Source organism: Nocardioides sp. NPDC127514 (assembly GCF_040302125.1).
Classification (GTDB): Bacteria; Actinomycetota; Actinomycetes; order Propionibacteriales; family Nocardioidaceae; genus Nocardioides.
In genome coordinates this window covers 1-22,121 of the sequence record NZ_JBEORF010000036.1, presented here as the reverse complement: position 1 = coordinate 22,121, position 22,121 = coordinate 1, and the positions used below count along the sequence as shown (strand labels likewise).

18 protein-coding genes and 1 riboswitch are annotated in these 22,121 nt (G+C 70.3%); of the genes, 5 read left to right on the top strand and 13 right to left on the bottom strand.

Annotated elements, in window-relative coordinates:
* The first annotated feature begins 52 nt into the window (after positions 1-52).
* From ABTX24_RS25020 to ABTX24_RS25010, 3 genes are all read left to right on the top strand, one after another.
* Positions 53-1,252: an exonuclease SbcCD subunit D gene (locus ABTX24_RS25020; protein WP_350843436.1), complete on the top strand. Its 1,200-nt coding sequence runs from the start codon at positions 53-55 to the stop codon at positions 1,250-1,252.
* Positions 1,252-4,173: an AAA family ATPase gene (locus ABTX24_RS25015; protein ID WP_350843434.1), complete on the top strand. Its 2,922-nt coding sequence runs from the start codon at positions 1,252-1,254 to the stop codon at positions 4,171-4,173. The genes ABTX24_RS25020 and ABTX24_RS25015 overlap by 1 nt, the downstream gene beginning before the upstream one ends.
* 123 nt (positions 4,174-4,296) lie before the next feature.
* Positions 4,297-5,520, top strand: a complete 1,224-nt coding sequence (locus tag ABTX24_RS25010; protein ID WP_350843432.1) for an SGNH/GDSL hydrolase family protein — start codon at positions 4,297-4,299, stop codon at positions 5,518-5,520.
* A gap of 51 nt (positions 5,521-5,571) precedes the next feature.
* On the opposite strand, the gene gcvP is transcribed toward ABTX24_RS25010, so the two are convergent.
* From gcvP to ABTX24_RS24995, 3 genes are all read right to left on the bottom strand, one after another.
* Positions 5,572-8,460, bottom strand: coding sequence for an aminomethyl-transferring glycine dehydrogenase (gene gcvP, locus ABTX24_RS25005; RefSeq protein WP_350843430.1), 2,889 nt, complete (start codon positions 8,458-8,460; stop codon positions 5,572-5,574).
* A 59-nt stretch (positions 8,461-8,519) separates the two neighbouring features.
* Positions 8,520-8,610: riboswitch (glycine riboswitch) on the bottom strand.
* Between the two features lie 81 nt (positions 8,611-8,691).
* Entirely contained in the window at positions 8,692-9,309 is a 618-nt protein-coding gene (locus ABTX24_RS25000) for a MerR family transcriptional regulator (protein ID WP_201451022.1), read from the bottom strand.
* A 145-nt stretch (positions 9,310-9,454) separates the two neighbouring features.
* Positions 9,455-10,861: an MFS transporter gene (locus ABTX24_RS24995; RefSeq protein WP_350843428.1), complete on the bottom strand. Its 1,407-nt coding sequence runs from the start codon at positions 10,859-10,861 to the stop codon at positions 9,455-9,457.
* A 142-nt stretch (positions 10,862-11,003) separates the two neighbouring features.
* Between ABTX24_RS24995 and ABTX24_RS24990 the strand changes: the two genes are divergently transcribed.
* On the top strand, positions 11,004-11,840 hold the full coding sequence (locus ABTX24_RS24990; RefSeq protein WP_160023646.1) for a helix-turn-helix transcriptional regulator: 837 nt from the start codon (positions 11,004-11,006) through the stop codon (positions 11,838-11,840).
* Between the two features lie 7 nt (positions 11,841-11,847).
* Here ABTX24_RS24990 and ABTX24_RS24985 read toward each other — a convergent pair whose 3' ends face one another.
* The 10 genes from ABTX24_RS24985 to ABTX24_RS24940 all read right to left on the bottom strand — a co-directional run bounded on the left by ABTX24_RS24985 (position 11,848) and on the right by ABTX24_RS24940 (position 19,923).
* Complete coding sequence (locus ABTX24_RS24985; protein WP_091042032.1) at positions 11,848-12,315, bottom strand: bifunctional nuclease family protein; 468 nt, start codon at positions 12,313-12,315, stop codon at positions 11,848-11,850.
* A 64-nt stretch (positions 12,316-12,379) separates the two neighbouring features.
* Entirely contained in the window at positions 12,380-13,117 is a 738-nt protein-coding gene (gene ftsR / locus ABTX24_RS24980; RefSeq protein ID WP_350843426.1) for a transcriptional regulator FtsR, read from the bottom strand.
* An 18-nt stretch (positions 13,118-13,135) separates the two neighbouring features.
* The gene (locus tag ABTX24_RS24975) at positions 13,136-13,618 is read right to left on the bottom strand and encodes an FHA domain-containing protein (protein ID WP_160023650.1); all 483 of its coding nucleotides are present in this window, start codon (positions 13,616-13,618) and stop codon (positions 13,136-13,138) included.
* A gap of 126 nt (positions 13,619-13,744) precedes the next feature.
* Positions 13,745-14,131: a glycine cleavage system protein GcvH gene (gene gcvH, locus ABTX24_RS24970; protein ID WP_350713950.1), complete on the bottom strand. Its 387-nt coding sequence runs from the start codon at positions 14,129-14,131 to the stop codon at positions 13,745-13,747.
* A gap of 92 nt (positions 14,132-14,223) precedes the next feature.
* Entirely contained in the window at positions 14,224-15,528 is a 1,305-nt protein-coding gene (locus ABTX24_RS24965) for a DUF881 domain-containing protein (RefSeq protein ID WP_350843425.1), read from the bottom strand.
* A 19-nt stretch (positions 15,529-15,547) separates the two neighbouring features.
* Complete coding sequence (locus ABTX24_RS24960) at positions 15,548-15,880, bottom strand: small basic family protein (RefSeq protein ID WP_008359542.1); 333 nt, start codon at positions 15,878-15,880, stop codon at positions 15,548-15,550.
* Positions 15,877-16,797 (bottom strand): DUF881 domain-containing protein, encoded by a 921-nt coding sequence (locus ABTX24_RS24955; RefSeq protein WP_350843423.1) that lies wholly within the window; start codon positions 16,795-16,797, stop codon positions 15,877-15,879. The genes ABTX24_RS24960 and ABTX24_RS24955 overlap by 4 nt, the downstream gene beginning before the upstream one ends.
* Positions 16,790-17,431 (bottom strand): CDP-alcohol phosphatidyltransferase family protein, encoded by a 642-nt coding sequence (locus ABTX24_RS24950; RefSeq protein WP_350843421.1) that lies wholly within the window; start codon positions 17,429-17,431, stop codon positions 16,790-16,792. Before ABTX24_RS24950 ends, ABTX24_RS24955 begins: the two co-directional genes overlap by 8 nt.
* 90 nt (positions 17,432-17,521) lie before the next feature.
* On the bottom strand, positions 17,522-18,580 hold the full coding sequence (locus ABTX24_RS24945; protein WP_350843419.1) for a hemolysin family protein: 1,059 nt from the start codon (positions 18,578-18,580) through the stop codon (positions 17,522-17,524).
* On the bottom strand, positions 18,580-19,923 hold the full coding sequence (locus ABTX24_RS24940) for a hemolysin family protein (protein WP_350843417.1): 1,344 nt from the start codon (positions 19,921-19,923) through the stop codon (positions 18,580-18,582). Before ABTX24_RS24940 ends, ABTX24_RS24945 begins: the two co-directional genes overlap by 1 nt.
* Positions 19,924-20,211: 288 nt before the next feature.
* Here ABTX24_RS24940 and ABTX24_RS24935 point away from each other — a divergent pair, with 288 nt between their 5' ends.
* Positions 20,212-21,825 (top strand): GMC oxidoreductase, encoded by a 1,614-nt coding sequence (locus tag ABTX24_RS24935; protein WP_350843529.1) that lies wholly within the window; start codon positions 20,212-20,214, stop codon positions 21,823-21,825.
* The last annotated feature ends 296 nt before the right edge of the window (positions 21,826-22,121 follow it).

Below are 22,121 nucleotides of genomic sequence, written 5' to 3'. Positions count from 1 at the left end.
CGGCGGTGAGTCGGGGGCAAGACTGTCCGTGCTCACCGATAGTTTTCGTTTCATGCGGATCCTGCACACCTCCGACTGGCACCTGGGCCGGTCCTTCCACCGGGAGGGCATGCTCGGGCACCAGGCGGCGTACGTCGACCATCTCCTCTCCGTGGTGGAGCAGGGATCCGTCGACGTGGTGTGCGTATCCGGCGATGTCTACGACCGGGCGCTTCCGCAGGTCGATGCGGTGCGGCTGGCCTCGGAGGCGCTCTCCCGGCTCGCGGCCTCGCGGGCGAAGGTCGTCATCACCAGCGGCAACCACGACTCGGCGCAGCGACTCGGCTTCGGCTCCGAGCTGATCGACGCCGCCGGCATCTTCATCCGCACCGACCTGGCCGGAGTCGGCCGCCCGGTGATGCTCCCCGACGAGCACGGCGAGGTGGCCTTCTACGGTCTCCCCTACCTCGATCCCGACGCCGCCAGGGCGTCGTGGGGGCTGGACTCGCGCTCCCACCAGGCGGCGCTCGGCGAGGCGATGAAGCGGGTCCGCGCCGACCTCGACCAGCGGGGTGGTCGCAGCGTGGTGATGGCCCACGCATTCGTCACCGGCGCGGAGCCCTCCGACTCCGAACGCGACATCTCCGTCGGCGGCGTCTCGATGGTGCCCGCCAGCCTCTTCGAGGACATCTCCTACGCCGCCCTCGGCCATCTCCACGGCCGCCACACGATCACCGACACGGTCCGCTACAGCGGCTCCCCGCTGGCCTACTCCTTCTCCGAGGCCAACCACCTCAAGGGGTCCTGGCTCATCGATCTCGACGAGTCCGGTTTCGTCGCCAGCGAGTTCGTGGAGGCGCCGGTCCCGCGCAAGCTGGCCAGGCTGCGCGGCACGCTCGAGGAGCTGCTGAGCGACCCCCGCCACGAGGTCCACGAGCAGTCGTGGCTGCAGGTCACCCTGACCGACCGGATCCGCCCGGCCCAGGCCATGGAGCGGCTGCGGAGACGGTTCCCGCACACCCTCGTGCTGGGCTTCGAGTCGACCGCGCCGGTCCTGGGTGCGCTCTCGCAGCCCGACCCGTCCCGGCCGCGGCGCGACATCGACCTGGTCACCGAGTTCGTGGCCGAGCTCCGCGGCGAGCCGGCGGCCAAGGCCGAGCTGGCGCTGCTGCAGACCGCCGTGGACGCCTGCTGTGAGGATCCCGAGGTCGACTCGCTCGACTCGCGCTCCGGCGTCGCCGAGGAAGAGGAGTGGCTCGAGGTGCTCTTCTGATGCGCCTTCACCACCTGGAGGTCGCCGCGTTCGGCCCGTTTACGGGCACGGTGAGCGTCGACTTCGACCAGCTCTCCGAGGCGGGGCTCTTCCTGCTCTCCGGCGCCACCGGCGCCGGGAAGACCAGCGTCCTGGACGCGGTCTGCTTCGCGCTCTACGGAGACGTCCCCGGTGACCGTTCGGTCGCCAAGCGGCTGCGCAGCGACCGGGCCCCGGCCGAGGTCGCCACCCGGGTCGTCCTGGAGGCGACGCTCGCCCAGCGACGCTTCCGGATCACCCGCTCCCCCTCCTGGGAGCGCCCCAAGCGGCGCGGCGCCGGCACGACGACCCAGCAGGCCTCCGTCGTGCTCATGGAGCAGGTCGGCGAGGAGTGGCGCACCCTCACCACCCGCCTCGACGAGGCCGGCCACCTGGTCTCGAACCTCCTCGGCATGACGCTGACCCAGTTCGTGCAGGTCGCGATGCTTCCCCAGGGCCGCTTCCAGGCCTTCCTCCGCTCCAGCGCCGAGGAGCGCAAACGGCTGCTCGAGCGGCTCTTCCGCACCGAGCGTTTCGCCGATGTCGAGCGCTGGCTGCGGGAGCGCCGCGTCGAGCTCCGGCGGCGCTCCGAGGAGCTCAACGCCGGCGTCGCCGAGGTGGTCAGCCGGATCAGCGAGACCGCGGCCGTCACGCTCCCCGACGACTGGGACGTCCACGATCTCGGCCTCCCCGCCGGCGACGGCGCGATCGCCACCTGGGCCCGCGCGCTGGCCGAAGAGGCCACCGAGTCACAGGCCGTCACCTCCGGCGCCGCCATGGAGGCCCTGGCGGCGGAGTCGGAGACCCTCGCAGCGCTCGACGCCGCCCGGGCGATGGCCGAGAAGCAGCGCGGCCTCCGGGCAGCGGCCGCCGCCGAGAGCCGCCTCGTCGCCGCGGCCGAGGAGCAGGAGGAGCGCGTACGCCGCGTCGAGGCCGCCCAGCGGGCCGAGGCGGTGGCCGGGGTCAGCGAGCTCGCCGACCAGGCGCGGCGCGAGCACGCCCGAGCGACCTCGCTCGCCCCGAGCGACCTGACCCTGACCGACGCCAAGGCGGCGGTGGACCGGATCTCGGCCCGTCTCGCCCAGGCACGTGCCCTGGTGCCGGTCCAGCAGCGCCTGAGCGAGGTCACCCGCGAGCTCGCGGCCACCGGCGCCCAGCAGGATCGGCTCGTCACCCAGACCCGCGATCAGGCCCGGCTCGCCGAGGAGCTGCCGCAGCAGGCCGAGGCCCTCACCGCGGACCTGGCGGCGGCCACCGAGGCCGCTGCGGCGATCCCGGTGCTGCGTGCACAGGTCGCGGCGGTCACCGAGGTCGGCCGGCTGACCAGGGAGCTCGTCGACGCCCGCTCGAGGCACGAGGCGGCCAGGACGGCCGCCATGGAGGCGCGCACCCGCTATCTCGACGTACGCCAGGCCCGGCTGGACGGCATCGCGGCCGAGCTCGCCGGGGCGCTCGCGGTCGGCGCGGACTGCCCGGTGTGCGGCTCCCACGAGCACCCCCACAAGGCCTCGCCCGCCGACGGCGCCCCCGACGCGGCTGCCGAGAAGGCCGCCCAGGCGACCTACGACAACGCCAGCGCCGAGGAGCACGCCCGCGACCAGCACGTGCGCGACCTCACCACCCGGCTGCAGCTCGCCCAGGAGGCTGCCGGGGAGACCGACGAGCCGGCCGCGTCGATGGCCGAGCGCCTGGCCGGTCTGGAGCGCACCGCTGCTCGCGAGCCGAGCCTGCGCGCCGAGCTCACCGCCGTCGAGGAGGCTCGGGCCCGCTCGGCGACGCTCCGTGCCGAGCTCGAGACCCGCGCCGCCGAGCTAGAGACGACCCTGCGTCACCTCACCGAGGAACGCGAGCGTCTCGAGGAGCAGCTGACCGACGTCCGCGGGGACCACACAGATCTCGACGCCCTCCTCACCGCGCTCGAACGCGACCACCGCGCGGCGACCACGAGCCTCGAGCGCCTGGAGGCCGCCACCCGCACCGCCGAGGCGCTCGCCGGGGCCGAGCGCACCCTCACCGCCACCGCGGTCCGGGCCGGCTTCGACACCCCCGAGAGCGCCCTCGCCGCGGCGCTACCACCGGAGCGGGTCGCGGCGCTGAACAGCCAGATCAAGACGTACGCCGACAGCCTGGCGGCCGCCCGGGCGACCCTCGACTCCCCCGGCGCCGCCGAGATCCTGGCCACCGAGGAGCCGGACCTGCCGGCGCTCGCCACCGCCCATCGCACGGCCGCCGATGCCGCTGATGCGGCCCGCTCGGCGGCCGACACCGCCGCCAACCGGGCCGCCCGCCTCGACTCCCTGCAGCGCGACCTGACCGGCGCGCTCTCGGCCTGGGCGCCCGTACGCGACGACCTCGAGGTCGCCGCACGGATCGCCTCCTTCTCCGAGGGCAAGAGCAGCGACAACCAGCTCCAGATGAGTCTGTCGGCCTACGTCGTCGCCTACCGCCTCACCCAGGTCGTCGCCGCCGCCAACGAGCGGCTGGCGAAGATGAGCGACCAGCGCTACGCCCTTGAGCACTCCGCGGCCAAGGGCGCCGGCGACCGCCGCGGCGGCCTGGCCCTGATGGTCCGCGACGACTGGTCCGGCGAGTCCAGGGACCCGGCCACCCTGTCCGGCGGCGAGACCTTCGTGGTCTCCCTCGCGCTGGCCGTGGGCCTTGCCGACGTGATCATGAACGAGGCCGGCGGCCAGATGCTCGACACCCTCTTCGTCGACGAGGGCTTCGGCTCCCTCGACGCCGACACCCTCGATGACGTACTCGACGTCCTCGACACCCTCCGCGAGGGCGGCCGCATCATCGGCGTGGTCAGCCACGTCACCGAGATGCGCGAGCGGATCCCCACCCAGCTGGCCGTGGCCAAGGGCCGCGACGGCTCCACCCTCCACGTCGTCGGCGTCTGAGCGAAGAATTTACCCTCGGAACGAGAGTTATTACCCGCCAGTAGTTCCCCGGGAGTGACGTACGTCACTAGCCTGAGGCGGCTCCGCACCGCGGAAGCCGTCCCAGACCACCCGGAGGTTTCCGTGCCACGTCTCAGCACCCGTGTCGCCCAGGTCGCCGCGACCCTTCTCCTACCAGCGTCGCTGCTCTCCGCGACGACGTTGATGGCCTCACCCGCCCACGCCGACGGCCCCGGAAGCGGCGCCCCGTGGATCGTGACCGTGGGTGACAGCTACGTCTCCGGCGAGGCCGGCCGCTGGGCCGGCAACAGCAACTCCGGCGAGTCGCTCGTCGATGCGGGTGGCAGCGCGACCTACTTCGACAACGCCGGCCACACCGCCGAGACGATCAACCGCTGCCACCGCAGCACGGCCGCCGAGGCGTACGTCGGCGGTGGCGTGAACGGGCTCAACCTGGCCTGCTCCGGCGCGAAGGTCGCCACGACCACGACCAGCGAGGGCTACTTCAAGCCCGGCATCGACTTCTACTCCAGCGGCGGCAACCAGGGTCAGGCCCTCATGCTGCAGAGCTTCGCGGCGAGCCACAACGTCAAGGCGGTGACGATCGGCATCGGCGGCAACGACTTCAACTTCGCCGCGATCGTCACCCAGTGCGTGCAGAACTTCCTGCTCTCGCCGTCCTGGAGCAAGGACTACTGCAAGGACGACGCGGTCGTCACCAGCGCCATGGCGGCCGGCAATGTCGCCGCGGTACGCGCCAGGATCGCCACCGCGTTCCAGAACGTGCGCACCGCCATGCGCAACGCGGGCTACGCGGACGGCGCATGGACCCTGATCGTCCAGAACGTGCCCTCGCCGCTCGCGACCTCCTCGGTCTACCGCTACAGCGAGTCCGGCTACACCCGTCAGAACACCGGCGGCTGCGGCTTCTGGAACGCGGATGCCGACTACGCGTACACCACGATCCTGCCGACGATCAACAACGCGATCTCAGGTGCGGCGAGCGACTCCGGGCTGACCAACATCAAGAAGATCGACGTCACCGGCGCCTTCGCGGGCCGCCGGCTGTGCGAGAACACCGTGGGCCTTCTCGAGGAGAAGGGGCTGTCGAGCTGGCGGGCCTCCGGCGCGGTCGACCGCACCGAGTGGGTCAACCAGATCCGCACCGTCTCCACCGCGAGCGGCAACTACTACATCCAGGAGAGCCTGCACCCCAACTACTGGGGACAGCTCGCCCTGCGCAACTGCCTACGCCAGGCCTACAACGGCGGCGCGCCGAGGTCCGGCACGTGCACCCACGGCACCGGGCTCAACGCCAACGGCGAGCCGATCATGACCCTGAGCTGACCAAGACCTCGCCGAGTCGGCGCGTCATGACGCGCCGACTCGGCGATAACGTCACTCGGCGAAGGACTCCACCGGCGGGCAGGAGCAGACCAGGTTGCGGTCGCCGTAGGTGTTGTCGATGCGGGCCACCGGCGGCCAGTACTTGTCCGGGTCGATGCCGCGCGGGAAGACGGCCTCCTCGCGGGAGTAGGCGCGGTCCCAGTCGCCGACGAGGGCACGAGAGGTGTGCGGGGCACCGCGCAGGACCGAGGTCTCGGCGGTCCACTCGCCCGAGGCGACCCGGTCGATCTCGCCCTTGATCGCGATCATCGCGTCGATGAACCGGTCCAGCTCGCCGAGGTCCTCGGACTCGGTGGGCTCGACCATGAGCGTGCCGGCGACCGGGAAGGACATCGTCGGGGCGTGGAAGCCGTAGTCGATGAGCCGCTTGGCGACGTCGTCGACGGTGACACCGGTCTCCTTGGTGATCGGCCGCAGGTCGAGGATGCACTCGTGCGCGACCAGGCCGGTCTCGCCGCGGTAGAGCACCGGGAAGTGCTCGTTGAGGCGCGAGGCCACGTAGTTGGCCGACAGCACCGCGGCCGACGTCGCCCGGGTCAGACCCTCGGCGCCCATGAGCCGGACGTACGCCCACGAGATCGGCAGGATGCCGGCCGAGCCGTACGGAGCCGCCGAGATCGCGCCGATGCCCGAGCGCTTCGAGGTGTCCGGGTGCAGGGAGTGCGAGGGCAGGTAGGGCGCCAGGTGGGAGCGGACCGCGACCGGGCCGACGCCCGGACCGCCACCGCCGTGCGGGATGCAGAAGGTCTTGTGCAGGTTCAGGTGGGAGACGTCGCCACCGAACTCGCCGGGCTTGGCGTAGCCCAGGAGCGCGTTGAAGTTGGCGCCGTCGATGTAGACCTGACCGCCGGCCTCGTGCACCAGCGAGCAGACCTCGGTGATGCCCTCCTCGTAGACCCCGTGGGTCGAGGGGTAGGTCACCATGATCGCGGCGACGTTCTCGCCGTGGGCGTCCAGCTTCGCCCGCAGGTCGTCGAGGTCGACGGTGCCGTCCTCGGACGACTTCACGACCTCGACCTTCATCCCGGCCATCACGGCCGAGGCGGCGTTGGTGCCGTGCGCGGAGGACGGCATCAGGCAGATCTTGCGGTGACCCTGGCCCTGCGCGTCCAGGTAGCCGCGGATCGCCATCAGGCCGGCGAACTCACCCTGCGAGCCGGCGTTCGGCTGGATGGAGACCTCGTCGTAGCCGGTGACCTCTGCCAGCCAGCCCTCCAGCTCACCGACCAGACGCGTGTAGCCGGCGGCGTCCTCGGCGGGCACGAACGGGTGCAGGTCGGCGAAGCCGGGCAGCGAGATCGGCTCCATCTCGGTGGTCGCGTTGAGCTTCATGGTGCACGAGCCGAGCGGGATCATGCCCTTGTGCAGCGCGTAGTCGCGCGCCGCCAGCTTGTGCAGGTAGCGCAGCATCTGGGTCTCGCTGTGGTGCGCGTTGAAGACCTCATGGGTCAGGTAGTCGGTGGTGCGCAGCAGGCCGTCAGGCAGCGCGCTGGCCGTGGTGCGGTCGATCTCGTCCAGGTCCGCACCCGCGACGCCGAAGGCGTTGAGCACGGCCGACAGGGTCGAGCGAGTGGTCGCCTCCGAGGTCGAGATACCGACGGTGTCGGCGTCCACGAGACGAAGATGTACGCCGAAACGGCGCGCCGCGGTGACGACGTCTGCCGCCCGGCCGGGGACGGTGACACCCAGCGTGTCGAAGAACGTCTCCGAGACCAGCGGGAGCCCGGCCGACTTGAGCGCGGCGGCCAGGACGGCGGCGTAGCGGTGGGTCCGGGTCGCGATCGTCCGCAGCCCGTCGGGGCCGTGGTAGACGGCGTACATCGAAGCGCCGACGGCCAGCAGCACCTGCGCGGTGCAGATGTTGGAGGTCGCCTTCTCGCGGCGGATGTGCTGCTCGCGGGTCTGCAGAGCGAGACGGTACGCGGGCCGCCCCTCGGCATCGACGGAGACGCCGACGAGACGACCCGGCAGGTGCCGCTCGATCCCCTCGTGGACGGCCATGTAGCCGGCGTGCGGGCCGCCGTAGAAGAGCGGGATGCCGAAGCGCTGGGTGGAGCCGACGACGACGTCGGCGCCGAGGGTGCCGGGCGCCTCCAGGACGGTGAGCGCGAGCAGGTCGGCGGCGACGACGGCGAGCGCACCCCGCTCGTGGGCGGCGTCGATGATCGGCTTGAGGTCGGGGACGCGACCGGAGGCGCCGGGGTACTGCACCAGCACGCCGATCACGTCGCCCTCGGGCAGACCCTGCGAGAGGTCGGCCACGACGACCTCGAGGCCCATCGCCTCGGCACGCACCTTCACGACCTCGATCGACTGCGGCAGGGCGTCGGCGTCGATGACGAACGGACCGGAGCCCTTGCGGTTGGCCCGGTGGACCAGCGCCAGCGCCTCGGCGGCCGCGGTGCCCTCGTCCAGGAGCGAGGAGTTGGCCACCGGGAGGCCGGTCAGGTCGCCGACCATGGTCTGGAAGTTGATGAGCGCCTCGAGGCGGCCCTGGGAGATCTCGGGCTGGTAGGGCGTGTAGGCGGTGTACCAGCTGGGGTCCTCGAGCACGTTGCGACGGATCACCGGCGGCGTCACGGTGGCGTGGTAGCCGAGCCCGATCATCGCCTCGCCGGGCTTGTTGGAGGCTGCGATCTCCCGCGCCAGCGACGCGACCTGCGCCTCGCTCAGCGCGGCCGGCAGGTCCAGCGACTCGACCGAGCGGATCCCGGCCGGGACGGCGGCGTCCATCATCGCTGCTACCGAGTCGTACCCGAGCCGCGCGAGCATGGTCGCCTCGTCGGCGGCCGAGAGTCCGACGTGGCGCGCCACGAACGGGGAGGCGGCGTCGAGCTCGGACAGAGTGGGCGTGTCGGACACAGTGGCTCCTGAGGGCATCTAAGACAACTCGTACGCCCTCCCCCTCTGTCACCGCACCTGCGCCGCTTCAGAGTTGCCTGGTCCGCACAGTCGTGGATGCCTGAGAGTTTCCGGGGAGGAATTGCCCCTTCGGCGCCCCTTCGAGAGGAGCTCTCCCGTGCGGGATGGTCAGCACCTCCAGCATAAACGACACGACCCCGAGGCCCCGCCTCTGCGGGGACCTCGGGGTCTAGTGTTACGTGACGTTTACTAGCCTGCGTTGCGCGCCGCGCGGCGGGCGGAGAGCTCGTCGGACATCGAGGCGACCTGCTCGCCGTCGTCGGTCGTACGCTCGCTGGGGAGCTCGGAGAGCGTGCCCTCGATCTCGCGCCAGACGCCACCGATGGCGATCCCGAAGACGCCCTGCCCGCCCTGGAGCAGGTCGATGACCTCGTCGTTGCTGGTGCACTCGTAGACCGAGGCGCCGTCGCTCATCAGGGTGACGCGGGTCAGGTCGTCGGTGCCTCGCTCACGCAGGTGCTGCACGGCAGCGCGGATCTGCTGCAGCGAGATGCCGGCGTCGAGGAGCCGCTTGATGACCTTGAGGATCAGGATGTCGCGGAAGGAGTAGAGCCGCTGGGTGCCGGAGCCGGTCGCCCCGCGCACGCTCGGCTCGACGAGACCGGTGCGCGCCCAGTAGTCGAGCTGGCGGTAGCTGATCCCCGCAGCGTTGCAGGCCGTCGGCCCGCGGTAACCGGTGTCGCTCGGCAGGGGCGAGACATCGTCGGTGAAGAGAAGGCCCTGCTCGTCAGCCTGCTCCGCCGCGCGTTGCGCGTCGTCGGCGCCGTGCCCGGGCTTCTGCTCGTGGTCGAACACGATGTCCTCCATCGTCTACTCCGTTGTGCGTAACTCCACTCGGGGAATGAACGGCTGCGGCGGGGGGACCACATCGTTGGAGTTACAACAGAGACAACTACAAGGTAAGCGCCGCAAGGGCCCTGGTCAAAGAACCCCCTCCGGCGTGTCGTCCGGGCTAACCCTCAAGTAGAGCCTGAGGCTTTCGACGCCTGGCGGTCGCCACGAGCGCGGTCAGCACCAGGACGCCGGCCCCGACGAGGAGAGATGCCTGCATCCCCGGGAGCGTGAGGATCCCGGACGCACCGGCCCCCAGACCACCGAAGACGGCGACCGCGATCGCGCCGCCCGTCTGCCGGAACGTGCTCAGCGCACCGGTCGCGACACCCACGCGGGCGGGCTCGACGGCGTCGATCAGGTCGGCGGTGACGAGGGTGATCGCCAGTGCGCCGCCGGTGGCGAGCGGGACGAGCAGCACCAGGACCAGCCAGACCGGCGTCGTCGTCGTCAGCAGGAGCAGGGCGAGCATTCCGACCGCGAGGATCAGCTGGCCGCCGACGATCAGCGGGCGCCGGCCCACGACGTACGCCAGGCGCGGCGCCACGACGTTCGCGCAGGTGGTCATGGCCGCCGGAATGACGAACATCAGCCCGGCCTCAGCACCGCTCCAGCCCCGCACCTGCTGGTAGTAGAGGCCGAGCAGGAAGATGCCGCCGTAGAACCCGAAGTTGATGCCGAACCCGGAGACCAGCGCGACCGCGACCCTCCCCTGAGCCACCAGCCCGAGCGGGAGCACCGGCGCGGCCGAGCGACGCTCCACCACGACGAAGGCGACGGCCGCCGAGACGGCTACCGCTGCCGCGAGCAGGGTGGGCGCGTGCCAGCCGGTGTGACCGGCCTCGATGACGGCGTACGTCAGCGCCGACAGCGCGAGCACGGCGAGCGCCTGGCCAGGGAGGTCGAGCGGTGCTCGGCGCCGCACCGCCCGGATCCGCAGACCGGCCAGCAGGGCGACGATGAGGATCCCGACCGGAACGTTGACCAGGAACACCCAGCGCCAGCCGGCGTACTCGCTCAGCAGGCCTCCGGCCACCGGCCCCAGCGCCATCGCCGCCGATCCGCCGATCGTCCACACGGCGATAGCCTGCCCTCGGGCCCGCGCGTCGTCGTACGCCACCCGGACCAGCGCCAGCGACGCCGGCATGACCAGCGCGGCGGCAGCACCCTGCAGCACCCGGGCCGCGATGAGCGCCGGCATCACCGGAGCGGCCGCGCAGGCCACGGAGGCGACGGTGAACAGCACCACCCCCAGCGCATAGGCCCGGACCGGTCCGACCCGGTCGGTCACCGCGCCCGCCGAGAGCATCAGGGCAGCGAACATCAGCGTGTAGGCGTCCACGACCCACTGCAGCCCGGCCATCCCGCCACCCAGGTCCCGGTGCAGGTAGGGCAGCGCGATGTTGACCGCGGAGACGTCGACGGTGATCACCGTGAAGCCCAGGAGTGCGGCGAGCAGCGCTCGAACGCTTCCCGCGGGCGCGGCTGCCGGACCTCTGCTCGGCACCTCATGGGCTACTGCGGTCATCGTGCTCCTCCTCCGAGTCGTTGTCCCCGAAAGTCTGGTCGCGTCGCGCGCGCAGAGGCAGACCGCGCGATGCCGGGGTGTCACCAGGGGTGGGTGTGACACGGCCCCTCACGCGAGCCGGACCTGCGGCACACTGGTAGGGATGAGCGACATGGCTGCGACCGAGCTGGGGCGCTACCTGCGTGCCCGCCGGGCCCGGGTGACCCCGGAGGAGGCAGGCCTGCCCGCCGGGACCGGCGTGCGGCGTACGCCTGGGCTGCGGCGCGAGGAGCTCGCGGCGCTCGCCGGCGTCTCGGTGGACTACTACACCCGGCTGGAGCGCGGACGGGAGACCAACCCGTCGACGGCCGTGCTGGACTCGCTGGCCCGCACACTGCGCCTCACCGGCGATGCCCATCAGCGCCTGCACGAGCTGGCAGAGGTCGCCTCGGGACGGTTCAGCGAGCCTCAGGCGACGACCGACACGACCGTACGTCCCTCGGTGCTCGCCATGATCGAGAGGCTACGACCGCTGCCGGCCTTCGTGTTCAGCAGGCACAACGATGCACTCGCCGCCAACCGGCCGGGGCGACGGCTCTACCCAGGACTGTGGGAGGGGCCGCGGGAGCATCGGAACCTGACCCGCTACCACTTCCTCGACCCGGTGGGTCGACGCCTGCTCGACCCCTGGTACCAGACGGTGGCCAGCTCGGTCGCCCACCTGCGCGCCATCGGTGGCACCGACCTCGACTCGCCCCGCCTGGCCGCGCTCGTCGGCGAGCTGCTGCTCAAGTCGCCGGAGTTCGCCGAGATGTGGGAGCGCTACGACGTCTGCGAGCGCAGCGGTGGCACCAAGACGTTCGAGCATCCGCACGTCGGCCGGATGACGCTCACCTACGAGGTGATGCAGTTGGCCCGCACCGGCGGTCAGCGCCTCGTCGTCTACCAGGCGGAGGCCGACACGATCGATGAGAAGGCGATGCTCGCACTCAGCGAGTGATCCCGCCTCAGTGGGACTCGAAGTCCTCCGGCGTGATCTCGTCGAGGAACTCGCGGAACTTCTCGATCTCGTCCTCCTGCTCGGCCGGGACGGCGAGCCCCGCCTCGTCGAGGACCTCGTCGGAGACCACGATCTTGGTCCCCGTACGCAGCGCCAGCGCGATCGAGTCCGAGGGCCGCGCGCTCACCTCGACGCCCGAGGCGAAGACCAGGTTGGCGTAGAAGACGCGGTCGGTGACCGAGGTGATCTGCACCTCGGTGAGCTCGTTGCCGGTCGCCTCCAGCACGTCCTTGAGCAGGTCGTGGGTCAGCGGCCGCGGCGGGACCACGCCCTGCTGGGCGAAGGCGATCGCGGTCGCCTCCACCGCGCCGATCCAGATGGGCAGGTATCGCTCACCCGCCACCTCGCGCAACAGCACGATCGGCTGGTTGGAGGGCATCTCCACTCGGACTCCGAGCACATCGACCTCGCGCATGTCATCCACCCTACCCGTCTCCGGGTCGCGACAGCAGCCCGGTTGACCGCCGACATCAACCGAGTCAGCGGTCGCGCAGTCCAGACTTCACCAAGGTGGCGTGCAGACGGACCGCCAGGGAGGCGATCTCGCTGCCGATCTCCTCGGCCCGGCCCTGCGCTCCGGCGTTCCCGGGGCGCCGCAGCGGCGCCACGATCTGCTCGATGAGACCGACCTCGCGGTCGGCGGCGGCCTTCATACCGCGCAGGTGACGGGGCTCGATGCCGAACTCGGCCAGCTCCTTGGCTGTGCGCGCGATCGCAAGGGCATCGGTGTCGTAGTGACCGCTGCGCAGCGGCACCACCAGCGCCATCTTCTCCAGCTCGGTCAGCAGCGCGTCGTCGACCTCGGCCACCTTGAGGAGCTCGCGTCGCGAGATCCGCATGTTGTCCGTACGCCGGAACGACTCCGCGCCCGGCGCGCCGCTCGGCGTCAGGGCCACCGTCGGGACCGTGGGCACGGTCGGCTCGATCGCCGGCGGCTCGAGGCCCCGGTCGATCGCATCCAGGTGCTCACCGATGACCTTGAGCGGCAGGTAGTGGTCGCGCTGCATCCTCAGGACATAGCGCAGCCGCTCGACATCGCGGCGGGAGAACTTGCGGTAGCCCGCGGGCGTACGCTCCGGCTTGATCAGTCCCTTGTCCTCGAGAAAGCGGATCTTGGGGATCGTCACCGTGGGAAAGTCCGGACGCAGCTGATCCAGGACCTGCCCGATGTTGAGCCGCTCCCCCGAGTCGCTAGCCGGCCGTTGAGGGTCAGGCATCGCGGCGGCGGCCATCGGCTACGCCCCTTCGTGCCCGGCGTAGAAGACGAGCCGGAACTTGCCGACCTGGACCTCGTCGCCGTCCTTGAGGACGACCTTCTCGATCCGGTCGCGGTTCACGTAGGTGCCGTTGAGGCTGCCGACGTCGGAGACCTCGAAGGTGTCGCCGGTGCGCGCGAACTCCGCGTGGCGACGCGAGACGGTGACGTCGTCGAGGAAGATGTCGCTGTCCGGGTGACGACCCGCGACCACGGTGTCCTGGTCGAGCAGGAAGCGGCTTCCGGCACCGGGACCACGCTGCACGACGAGCATGCCGTTGCCCCGCGGCAGGGCCTCGACGGTGGCCGCCTCGACCGGGCTGAGCACCCGGTCAGAGGTGTCGGCGTCAGCCCCGAGCTGAATCGTCGAGGTCTGGTCGGTCCCGGTCAGGCTTACGCCACACTGCGAGCAGAACCGCGCTTCGTCGGGGTTCTGGCTGCCGCAAGCGGGGCACACGGACATTTTTGAGCTCCAGGTTCATCGAGGGCCGGGCACCTACCCTCAAGTGAACGTTGAGGGATGGTATCCGCAACCTATCAGGTCGGCCCAGGTGTTCGGTTGGGCTGCGCCAATTCTTAGCGCACGGCCTTAGGCGTCGAGCGATGCCTCGTACGCCGCGGCGTCGAGGAGGCTCTCCAGCTCGGCAGGATCGGACGGAGTGACCTCGAACAGCCAGCCCCCGCCGTAGGGGTCGTCGTTGACCAGCTCGGGCGTGGCGTCGAGCGATCCGTTGATCGCGACGACCTCGCCGGAGATCGGCGCGTAGATGTCGCTGACCGACTTGGTCGACTCGAGCTCGCCGCAGCTCTCGCCCGACTTGATCGTGTCGCCGACGGCCGGCATCGACACGTAGACGATGTCGCCGAGGGCGTCCTGGGCGTAGTTGGTGATCCCGATCCGTACGGAGCCCTCGGTCTCGCCAGGGTTGCGCAGCCACTCGTGCTCGCTGGTGTACTTCAGGTCCTCGGGGTACACGGCCATCTCCTCATCAGGCGTACTGGTCTGGCTGCGGAAGATCGTCCCGCGAGCTGTTGTCGAAACCCTACTGCGACCCACCGACGAAACGGTCAGCGGGACACGGTGTGAATCGACTCGATGTCGATCTTCTCCTCCGACTCCACCTTGACCTCCGCGCCCTGCTCCTCGAGCTGGTCCTGCGGGCCCTGGTAGAAGTCGATCGCGCCGGCCAGCGTGTCGGGCGGGCCGATCACCTGGAGGCGGTAGGGCGGGCTGATCAGCTCGCCGCCCACGTTGAGACCCGCGCCGGGCTGGCTGACCTCGATCGAGGACGATGCGACCAGGCGTACAGCCTCGCCGTCGGCCCCCTCGATCTCCATCGCCTCGGCACCGCTCGTGCGCAGCTCCTCGATCAGGTCGAGAAGCGCGGTCAGCCTCAGCGGGTCGGCGCCGGGGTCGATCTCGATCGTGATGCCCGGACCGCTGACCGGCACCGTCCCGGCGATCACCCGGAGCGTGTCGACCTGCTCCTCGGCACGCTGCAGTGCGGTCTGCTGCTGGAGGGTCTGGTCCTCGAGCTCGTCGCGGGTCGCCTCGAGCTCCTCGATCTGCTCCTGGGCCTTCTGCGTCGTGCCGGCCAGGCCGGAGAGGATGTCGATCAGCTCCTGCTCGCGCAGACCGGCGTACGTCGAGTCCTCGGTGTTCGTCTGGACCTGCACCACGGCGGCATAGCCGAGTACGCAGAGCAGAACCGCCACGGCCACCTGGCCGCGCCGGAAGTGGGTGAGCGCGTCGAAGAGTCGCGCCCGGCCGACCAGCGGCGCCGGCTCCTCCTCGGGCTCGTCAGACTCATCCGCCTCATCGGTCTTCTGGGTCTTCGGCGGCGCCTCGGCCTCATCGGGCTCATCGGCCTGTTCGGTCTGCTCGTCGACCGCCGTGTCCTCGACCTCGTCGGGCTCAGTGACCTCAGCGGGCTCGTCGCTCTTCTCGGCCTCCTCGGCGGCCGGCTCCTCGGCCGCAGCCGACTCGACAGGCTCAGCGGGCTCAGTGACCTCAGCGGGCTCGACGAAATCGACGGGCTCGACCGGCTCGACGTCATCCGCCTTGTCGGCCACCGGCTCCGCGACCGCCGGCTCCTCAGGCTCATCGACAGCCTCGTCGGACGAAGATTCATCGGACGCCGCCTCGTCGGGCGCGTCCGTCTCCGTCGGCTCCTCGGCCTCGGCCTCGGCGGCGTCGGTCGTCTCGACAGACTCCGCGCGCGCCTGCTCAGCAGGCGGCGTACCTTCGTCCGAGGCTTCGGGGATGGCGCCGTCGTCGGTCACAGGCTCGACGGCGGTCTCCTCCGGAGGCGTGGCGGGCTTCTTCGCCGGCGCCTTCTTCGCGGGGGTCCGCTTGGCCGCGGTCCGCTTCACCGGTGGCCTCCTCTTCCGGTCAGGCATGGAAGATGTGCCTCCGGATGGCTGCGACGTTGGTGAAGATGCGGATGCCGAGGACGACGATGACGCCGGTGGACAGCTGGCCGCCGACGCCGAGACGGTCACCGAGGTAGACGATGCCGGCGGCGATTACGACGTTGCTGATGAACGAGACGACGAAGACCTTGTCGTCGAAGATGCCGTCCATGAACGCGCGCAGCGCACCGAAGACGGCGTCCAGTGCGGCGACGACGGCGATCGGCAGGTAAGGCGCCAGGCCGACAGGTACCTCGGGCTGGAAGAACAGTCCCAGCACGATGCCGATCACTAGGCCGATGACGGCGATCATTCTTCGCGGTCCCCTTCGCTGTTCTCTTCAGAGTCTTCGTCGGTGTTGTCGTTGGGCTTCTGGGTGCCCTTGTCCTTGGACTTGGCCCCGAGGTGGGTCAACTCCAGCAGATCAGCCGGCGCCGCGGGAAGGGTCAGTCGGTCGATGTTCTCGACGTCGTAGGGCATCCCGTAGTCCTGCGTCGTGGTGTGGATCATCGCGCCGGAGACCGTCTCGGCGAAGCGTGCGGCCAGCGTACGCGTGTCGCCGATGGCCGACACCTCATAGGGCGGCGAGAGCGAGACGTCGTTCATCCGGAGGGTGGCGCCGGAGGTGATCACGCCGCTGCGCGGGGTGACCCGCTGGCCGTCGACGGCGACGGCGGTCGCGCCCGCCTGCCACAGTCCGTTGACGATCACGGCGAGATCGTAGTCGCGGACGGTGCCGCCCTCGCTGCCGTCGGCGGCGTTGTCGATGGTGATCCTGATCCCCGAACCGGTCACCGGAGCGAACCCGGTCTCCTCCGCGGTCGACGCGGCGGACGAGGACGCCGACTCGGCCCGCAGCCCGAGCGAGTTCAGCGCCGCTTCGCTTCGCTGGTTGTCCTCCCTGAGGGCGGAGATCTGACGGTGCAGATCAGCGATCCGGTCCTGACGCTGCTCGATGCGGTCGACCAGCACCTGCCTGCTGGTCTGTCGGATGTCCTCGTTGCGCGAGGTCTGCACCGCGGCAGTCGTGGCCAGCAGCGCGAAGAGCCCGACGACCACCATCGCCCACAGGCCTGGACGGCGACGCCGCGTCTGCTCCTCCCCCGTGGGCTCGCGCCGCTCGGCGGCGGCCATGTAGTCGGAGTCGATCGCCTGGTCGGTGATGCGGTCGAGAAGTGGCTTGGTGACGTAGGCCCGCAGGTCCTCGGAACCGGGGATCTGGTCAGGCACGGGTCGCCCCGCCCTTCTCCAGCGGTGGCGTGGTGGCCATCAGGCGACGCACCTCCTGAGCGTAGAGGACCAGGCTCCACCACAGCAGCAGGATCCCCCACAGCGCGAAGGCCCAGCCGAAGGCCTGCGCCACCTGGATGGGCAGGCTCGGCTCCAGGCCGAGGTCGAGGGTCTCGGGGATGTCGTGGCTGAGGTAGAGCAACGGGAAGGAGGCCAGCATGCAGAAGGCGGCCACCTTGCCGAGAAGATGGATGGGCAGCGTACGCACCCCACGGCTGCGCAGCGCCGGGATCATCGCCAGCAGGCCGACGAACCGCAGCGGCACCAGCAGCGCGATCGGCCACGGGATCACGTCGATCTGCCAGAGCGCGAGCGTCGCGGCCAGGACGAAGACGGTGTTGGCCACGACGTCGAGCAGCTCGCCCGAGCGGCGGCGGCCCAGCTGCTTGCGGTTGAGCCAGCTGTCGAGCAGATCGGTGACCACCGCGAGACCGAACGCGGACAGTGCGATCGTGTCGTCCTCGGCGATCATCACCGCCCACAGCACCACCGGCGCGTAGACGAGCCGCAGGATGCTGAGCAGCTTGCCGAGCACGGGCTGGTTGCGGTCGGCCGTGCCTCGCGGTCGCCGCATGTCCCGGCCATGTTGCAGGCGGGGATCACCGGATCGACGGTTGGGCATCTGCGGGCTCTCCTCTGTCACCAGACGCGGCACGAGCCAACCCTAGTCGGTAGCCGTTGAGTCGTCGGCGTGGGCAGCGTCGCGGATCTCGCCGACCAGCTCCTCGATGACATCCTCCAGCGTCGCCAGGCCGATGGTGCTGCCGTCCTCACGGACGACCCGGGCCATGTGGGCGCCGCGGCGCTGCAGGGTCTCGAGCGTCTCGTGGAGCGCGTCGTCGGGAGTGACCGTCGCGAACGGGCGGATCCACTTGTTCTGGACGGGCTGCCGGCGGCGTACGTCATCGGGCTCGAGTACGTCCTTGATGTGCAGGTAGCCGACCAGGTCACCGCTCTCGCCGGCGACCGGGAACCGGCTGTAGCCGGTGGAGGCGCACACCGACTCGATGTCGGCACCTGAAGCACCGCGCGGCACGATCGTCCAGTCGGAGATCGGGATGGTGACCTTGGCGACGGTCTTCTCGGTGAAGCCGAGCGCGCCGGCCAGTCGGCCGTACTCGTCCTCCTCCAGGAGTCCTTCGCCGCGGGACTCCTCGACCATCGCGGCCACCTCCGCGCGGGTGAACGCGGAGCTCACCTCGTCCTTGGGCTCGATGCCGAGCGCGCGGACGCAGACGTTGGCGGCGTAGTTGAAGGCGACGATGATCGGGCGCAGCACGTAGACGACGGCGTAGATCGCGGGGCCCAGGACGAGAGCGGCCTTGTCGGGGCCGGCGAGGGCGATGTTCTTCGGCACCATCTCGCCGACCACCACGTGCAGATAGGTGACCACGAGCATCGCGATCACGAAGGCGACCGGGTGGTGGAACGCCTCGGGCAGCCCGATCAGGTCGAATCCCGGCTCGAGCAGATGGGCCAGCGCCGGCTCGGTGATCGCCAGCAGCAGCACCGAGCAGACCGTGATGCCCAGCTGGGCACCGGCCATCATCAGGCTGATGTTCTCCATCGCACGCAGGGTGATCCTGGCCATCTGCGAGCCGGCCTGGGCGGCGGGCTCGATCTGGCTGCGCCGGGCCGAGACCAGGGCGAACTCCGAGCCGACGAAGAAGGCGTTGGCGAGCAGCAGCACCAGGCCGAGCACGAGTCCCATGGTGGTGCTCATCAGCCGATCACCTGCATCGAGATCCGGTCGATCCTGCGCCCGTCCATGACCTCCACGGTGAGCTTCACGTACCTCGCGTAGACGTCGTCATCGTCGGAGTCGGGCGGCGGGTTGCCGGGCACCGTCAGCTCGGCGCTGGCGCCCGGCTCGGGGATGCGGCCCAGCAGGCTCAGCATCAGACCGGCGACGGTGTCGTAGTCCTCGCTCTCGGGCAGGGCGACACCGGTGATGTCCTCGACCTCGTCGGGACGCAGCAGCCCCGACAGCGACCAGCCGCCGTCCCGGCGCAGCCGGGCGCGGGCGCTGAGCGGGTCGTGCTCGTCTGCGATATCGCCGACGATCTCCTCGATCACGTCCTCGAGGGTGACGATGCCGGCCTGGTCGCCGTACTCGTCGAGCACCACGGCCAGCTGGAACCCCTCGGCGCGCAGCAGCGCCATCAGCGGGTCCAGGCGCAGCGAGTCGGGCACGACCACCGGCGGCACCATCAGGTGCTTGACCTTCGCCGTGGGCCGCTCGTGCACCGGCAGCGCCACGGCCGCCTTGACGTGCACCGTGCCGACCACGGCCTCGTTGTCGTCGAGCACCGGGAAGCGGGAGTTGCCCGTACGCCGGGTGAGCTCGATCAGCGCCTCGGCGCGGTCGTTGTGGTCGAGGCTGTGGACGCGTACGCGCGGGGTCATGATCTCCCCCGCCGTGCGGGTGCCGAACTCGACCGAGCGCTCCATCAGCTCGGCGGTGTCGGCGTCGAGGGTGCCCTCATGGGCGCTGCGCTGGATCAGCGAGGAGAGCTCGGCGGAGCTTCGCGCCGAGCGCAGCTCCTCCTGCGGCTCCATGCCCAGGCGGCGCACGATGGCGTTGGCGGTGCCGTTGAGCACCTTGATCGGGCCGCGCATCAGCCGGGTGAAGGCCCGCATCGGTCCCTGGGTGACGCGCGCCGTCTCCAGGGGAAGGGCGAGCGCGAGGTTCTTGGGAACCAGCTCACCGAAGAGCATCGTCACGATCGTGGAGAGGATCAGCGCGATCGCCACCGCGATCCCGGCCACCGCGCCCTCGGGCAGGCCGGTGGCGAGCAGCGGCGCGTCGATCAGCTCGGCGATCGCCGGCTCCGACATCCAGCCGATGCCGAGGTTGGTCACCGTGATGCCGACCTGGGCGCCGGAAAGGTTGCTGGAGAGCTCCTTCATCGCGCGGAGCACGCCCTGGGCGCCCTTGTCGCCCTGCTCGGCAGCCATCTCCACCTGGGCGTGGTCGACCGTGACCAGGGAGAACTCGGCGGCCACGAAGACACCACAGGCGGCGACCAGCAGCAGCGCCAGGAAGATGAACAGAACCTCGGTCATCACGCCAACCTCGACGGGTGCGGCCGCGAATCACTCAGCGGGCATGGATATTGGCCGGGTTGCGGTCCGTCCATCGGGGTTCAGATCGTCCTTAGCTGTTGGAAGTGCGGTCAGCCTACATGGCTGTGGTTGCGCCTTCTGCGTTGCTGTACCGGGCTCTCCGGGACGTGTCGCGTTCCGGACACTGTTGTCCAGAACAGGGCTGTGAACCTTGACACACCTCGCCCGTTCGTCAACTCTTACGCGGCAGTAGCCGACGATTCACGAGCCGAGGGAGTCCCCTTGACCATGTCCTCAGCCTCACGACGTACGTTCCTGGCCGGTGCTGCCGGCGCCGCCGGCGCAGCGGCGTCCGGCCTGCTCGGCGGTCCGGCCGCAGCCACCTCGCCCCGCCGCGTACGACTGGTGCGGGAGGAGCACCGCGCGGTCGTCATCGGGTCCGGGTTCGGTGGTGGCGTGGCCGCGCTGCGGTTGGCCGAGGCCGGCGTACCGGTCACGGTGCTCGAGCGTGGCCGTCGCTGGCCGACCGGGCCGGACGCGCAGACCTTCCCGACGGTGCGCTCGCTCGACAAGCGGGTGCTGTTCCACACCACTGCGCCCGAGGCACTCAAGCCGCTGCAGAAGCTGCTCGGCACTCCCCTGAACTTCGGGCCGTACGTCGGTCTGCTCGAGCCCGTCCTCGGCCAGAACATGCTGGCCATGTGCGCGGCCGGTGTCGGCGGTGGCTCGCTGGTCTACCAGGGCATGACGCTTCAGCCGTCCGCAGAGGTCTTCAACACCTGGTTCCCGAACGAGCTCGACTACGAGCTCATGGACCGAGTGCACTACCCACGCGTGGCCAAGATGCTCGGCGCCGCAACCGCGCCCGACGAGCTGATCGCCTCGGACAACTACCGGGTCTCACGTACGTTCGGCGAGCGGGTCGAGGCCGCCGGCTATGACCTGCAGAAGATCCCGATGCCGATCGACTGGTCCTACGCCCTCGCGGAGCTGCGCGGCGAGATGGCTCCCTCCTATACCAACGGCGACTGCGCGCTCGGTGTCAACAACGGCGGCAAGCACTCCGTCGACGTCACCTACATCGAGCAGGCCGAGGCCACCGGCCTGGTGCACGTCGCCACTCGCCACAACGTGACGAGCGTGGCCCGTGCCGCCGACGGCCGCTGGGAGGTCCATGTCGACCGCACCAACGACGCCGGCGACGTCGTGGAGCAGAAGATCCTGACCACCCGCGCACTGGTGATGGCGGCCGGCTCGCTCAACACCAGCAAGCTCCTGGTCCGCGCAGCGGCGACCGACACCATCCCGGACCTTCCCGACAAGCTCGGCCAGGACTGGGGCACCAACGGCGACCGGATCTACATGTGGCGCCCCTTCGACGAGAACCTCACCGGTACGCAGGGTGGGCCCGTCGTCTACCAGAGCCAGGACTGGTCCGACCCGACCACGGCCAACACCGTCATCCAGGCATCGGTGCCGCCACTCCCCCTCGGCCTCGACCTGGGCGCCACGATGCTGGTCGGCTTCGGCGTCAGCGCCGATCGCGGCAGCTTCCGCTACAGCTCGCTGACCGACTCGGTGAGCCTCCGCTTCCCCTACGGCGGCGACTCGGCAAGCTATCGCGCCATCCACGAGCGGGTCTCGAAGATCAGCGGCGGCTTCGGTGCCCTGATCGACACCAACACCATCGTCAACAGCACCTGGCACCCCCTCGGCGGCGCCAACATGGGCACCGTGTGCGATCTCGACGGCCGGGTACAGGGCCAGGACGGCCTCTACGTCCTCGATGGAGCGCTCATCCCCGGCACCACAGGAGCGTGCAACCCGTCGATGACCATCGCCGCCGTCGCCGAGCGCGCGATGGACAACATCGTCGCCAAGGACGTCGGGACGGTCATCTGACGGGTGCCACCTGGAGTCGTTTCGGGCCCACCAGGATCCTGCAATGCAAAATTCTGCAGATTTTGCCGAAAGGGGGTGACAACCCCTTAGGTGATGCGGCAACATTGTTCTTGCCCCGCTGGTGACCCGAGACGCCAGCGGGGCTCTTACGTTTTCCCGCCACCTCATGCCAGCTTCTGGGCGACCTCGTTGAGGTTGGCGCGGAGCTTGGCGCGGTAGGCGTCGTGCTGCACGGGCAGCCGGGCGTCGCAGAAGGCGGCCAGGTCGGGTCCGGTGACCTCGATGACCGGGCGTCC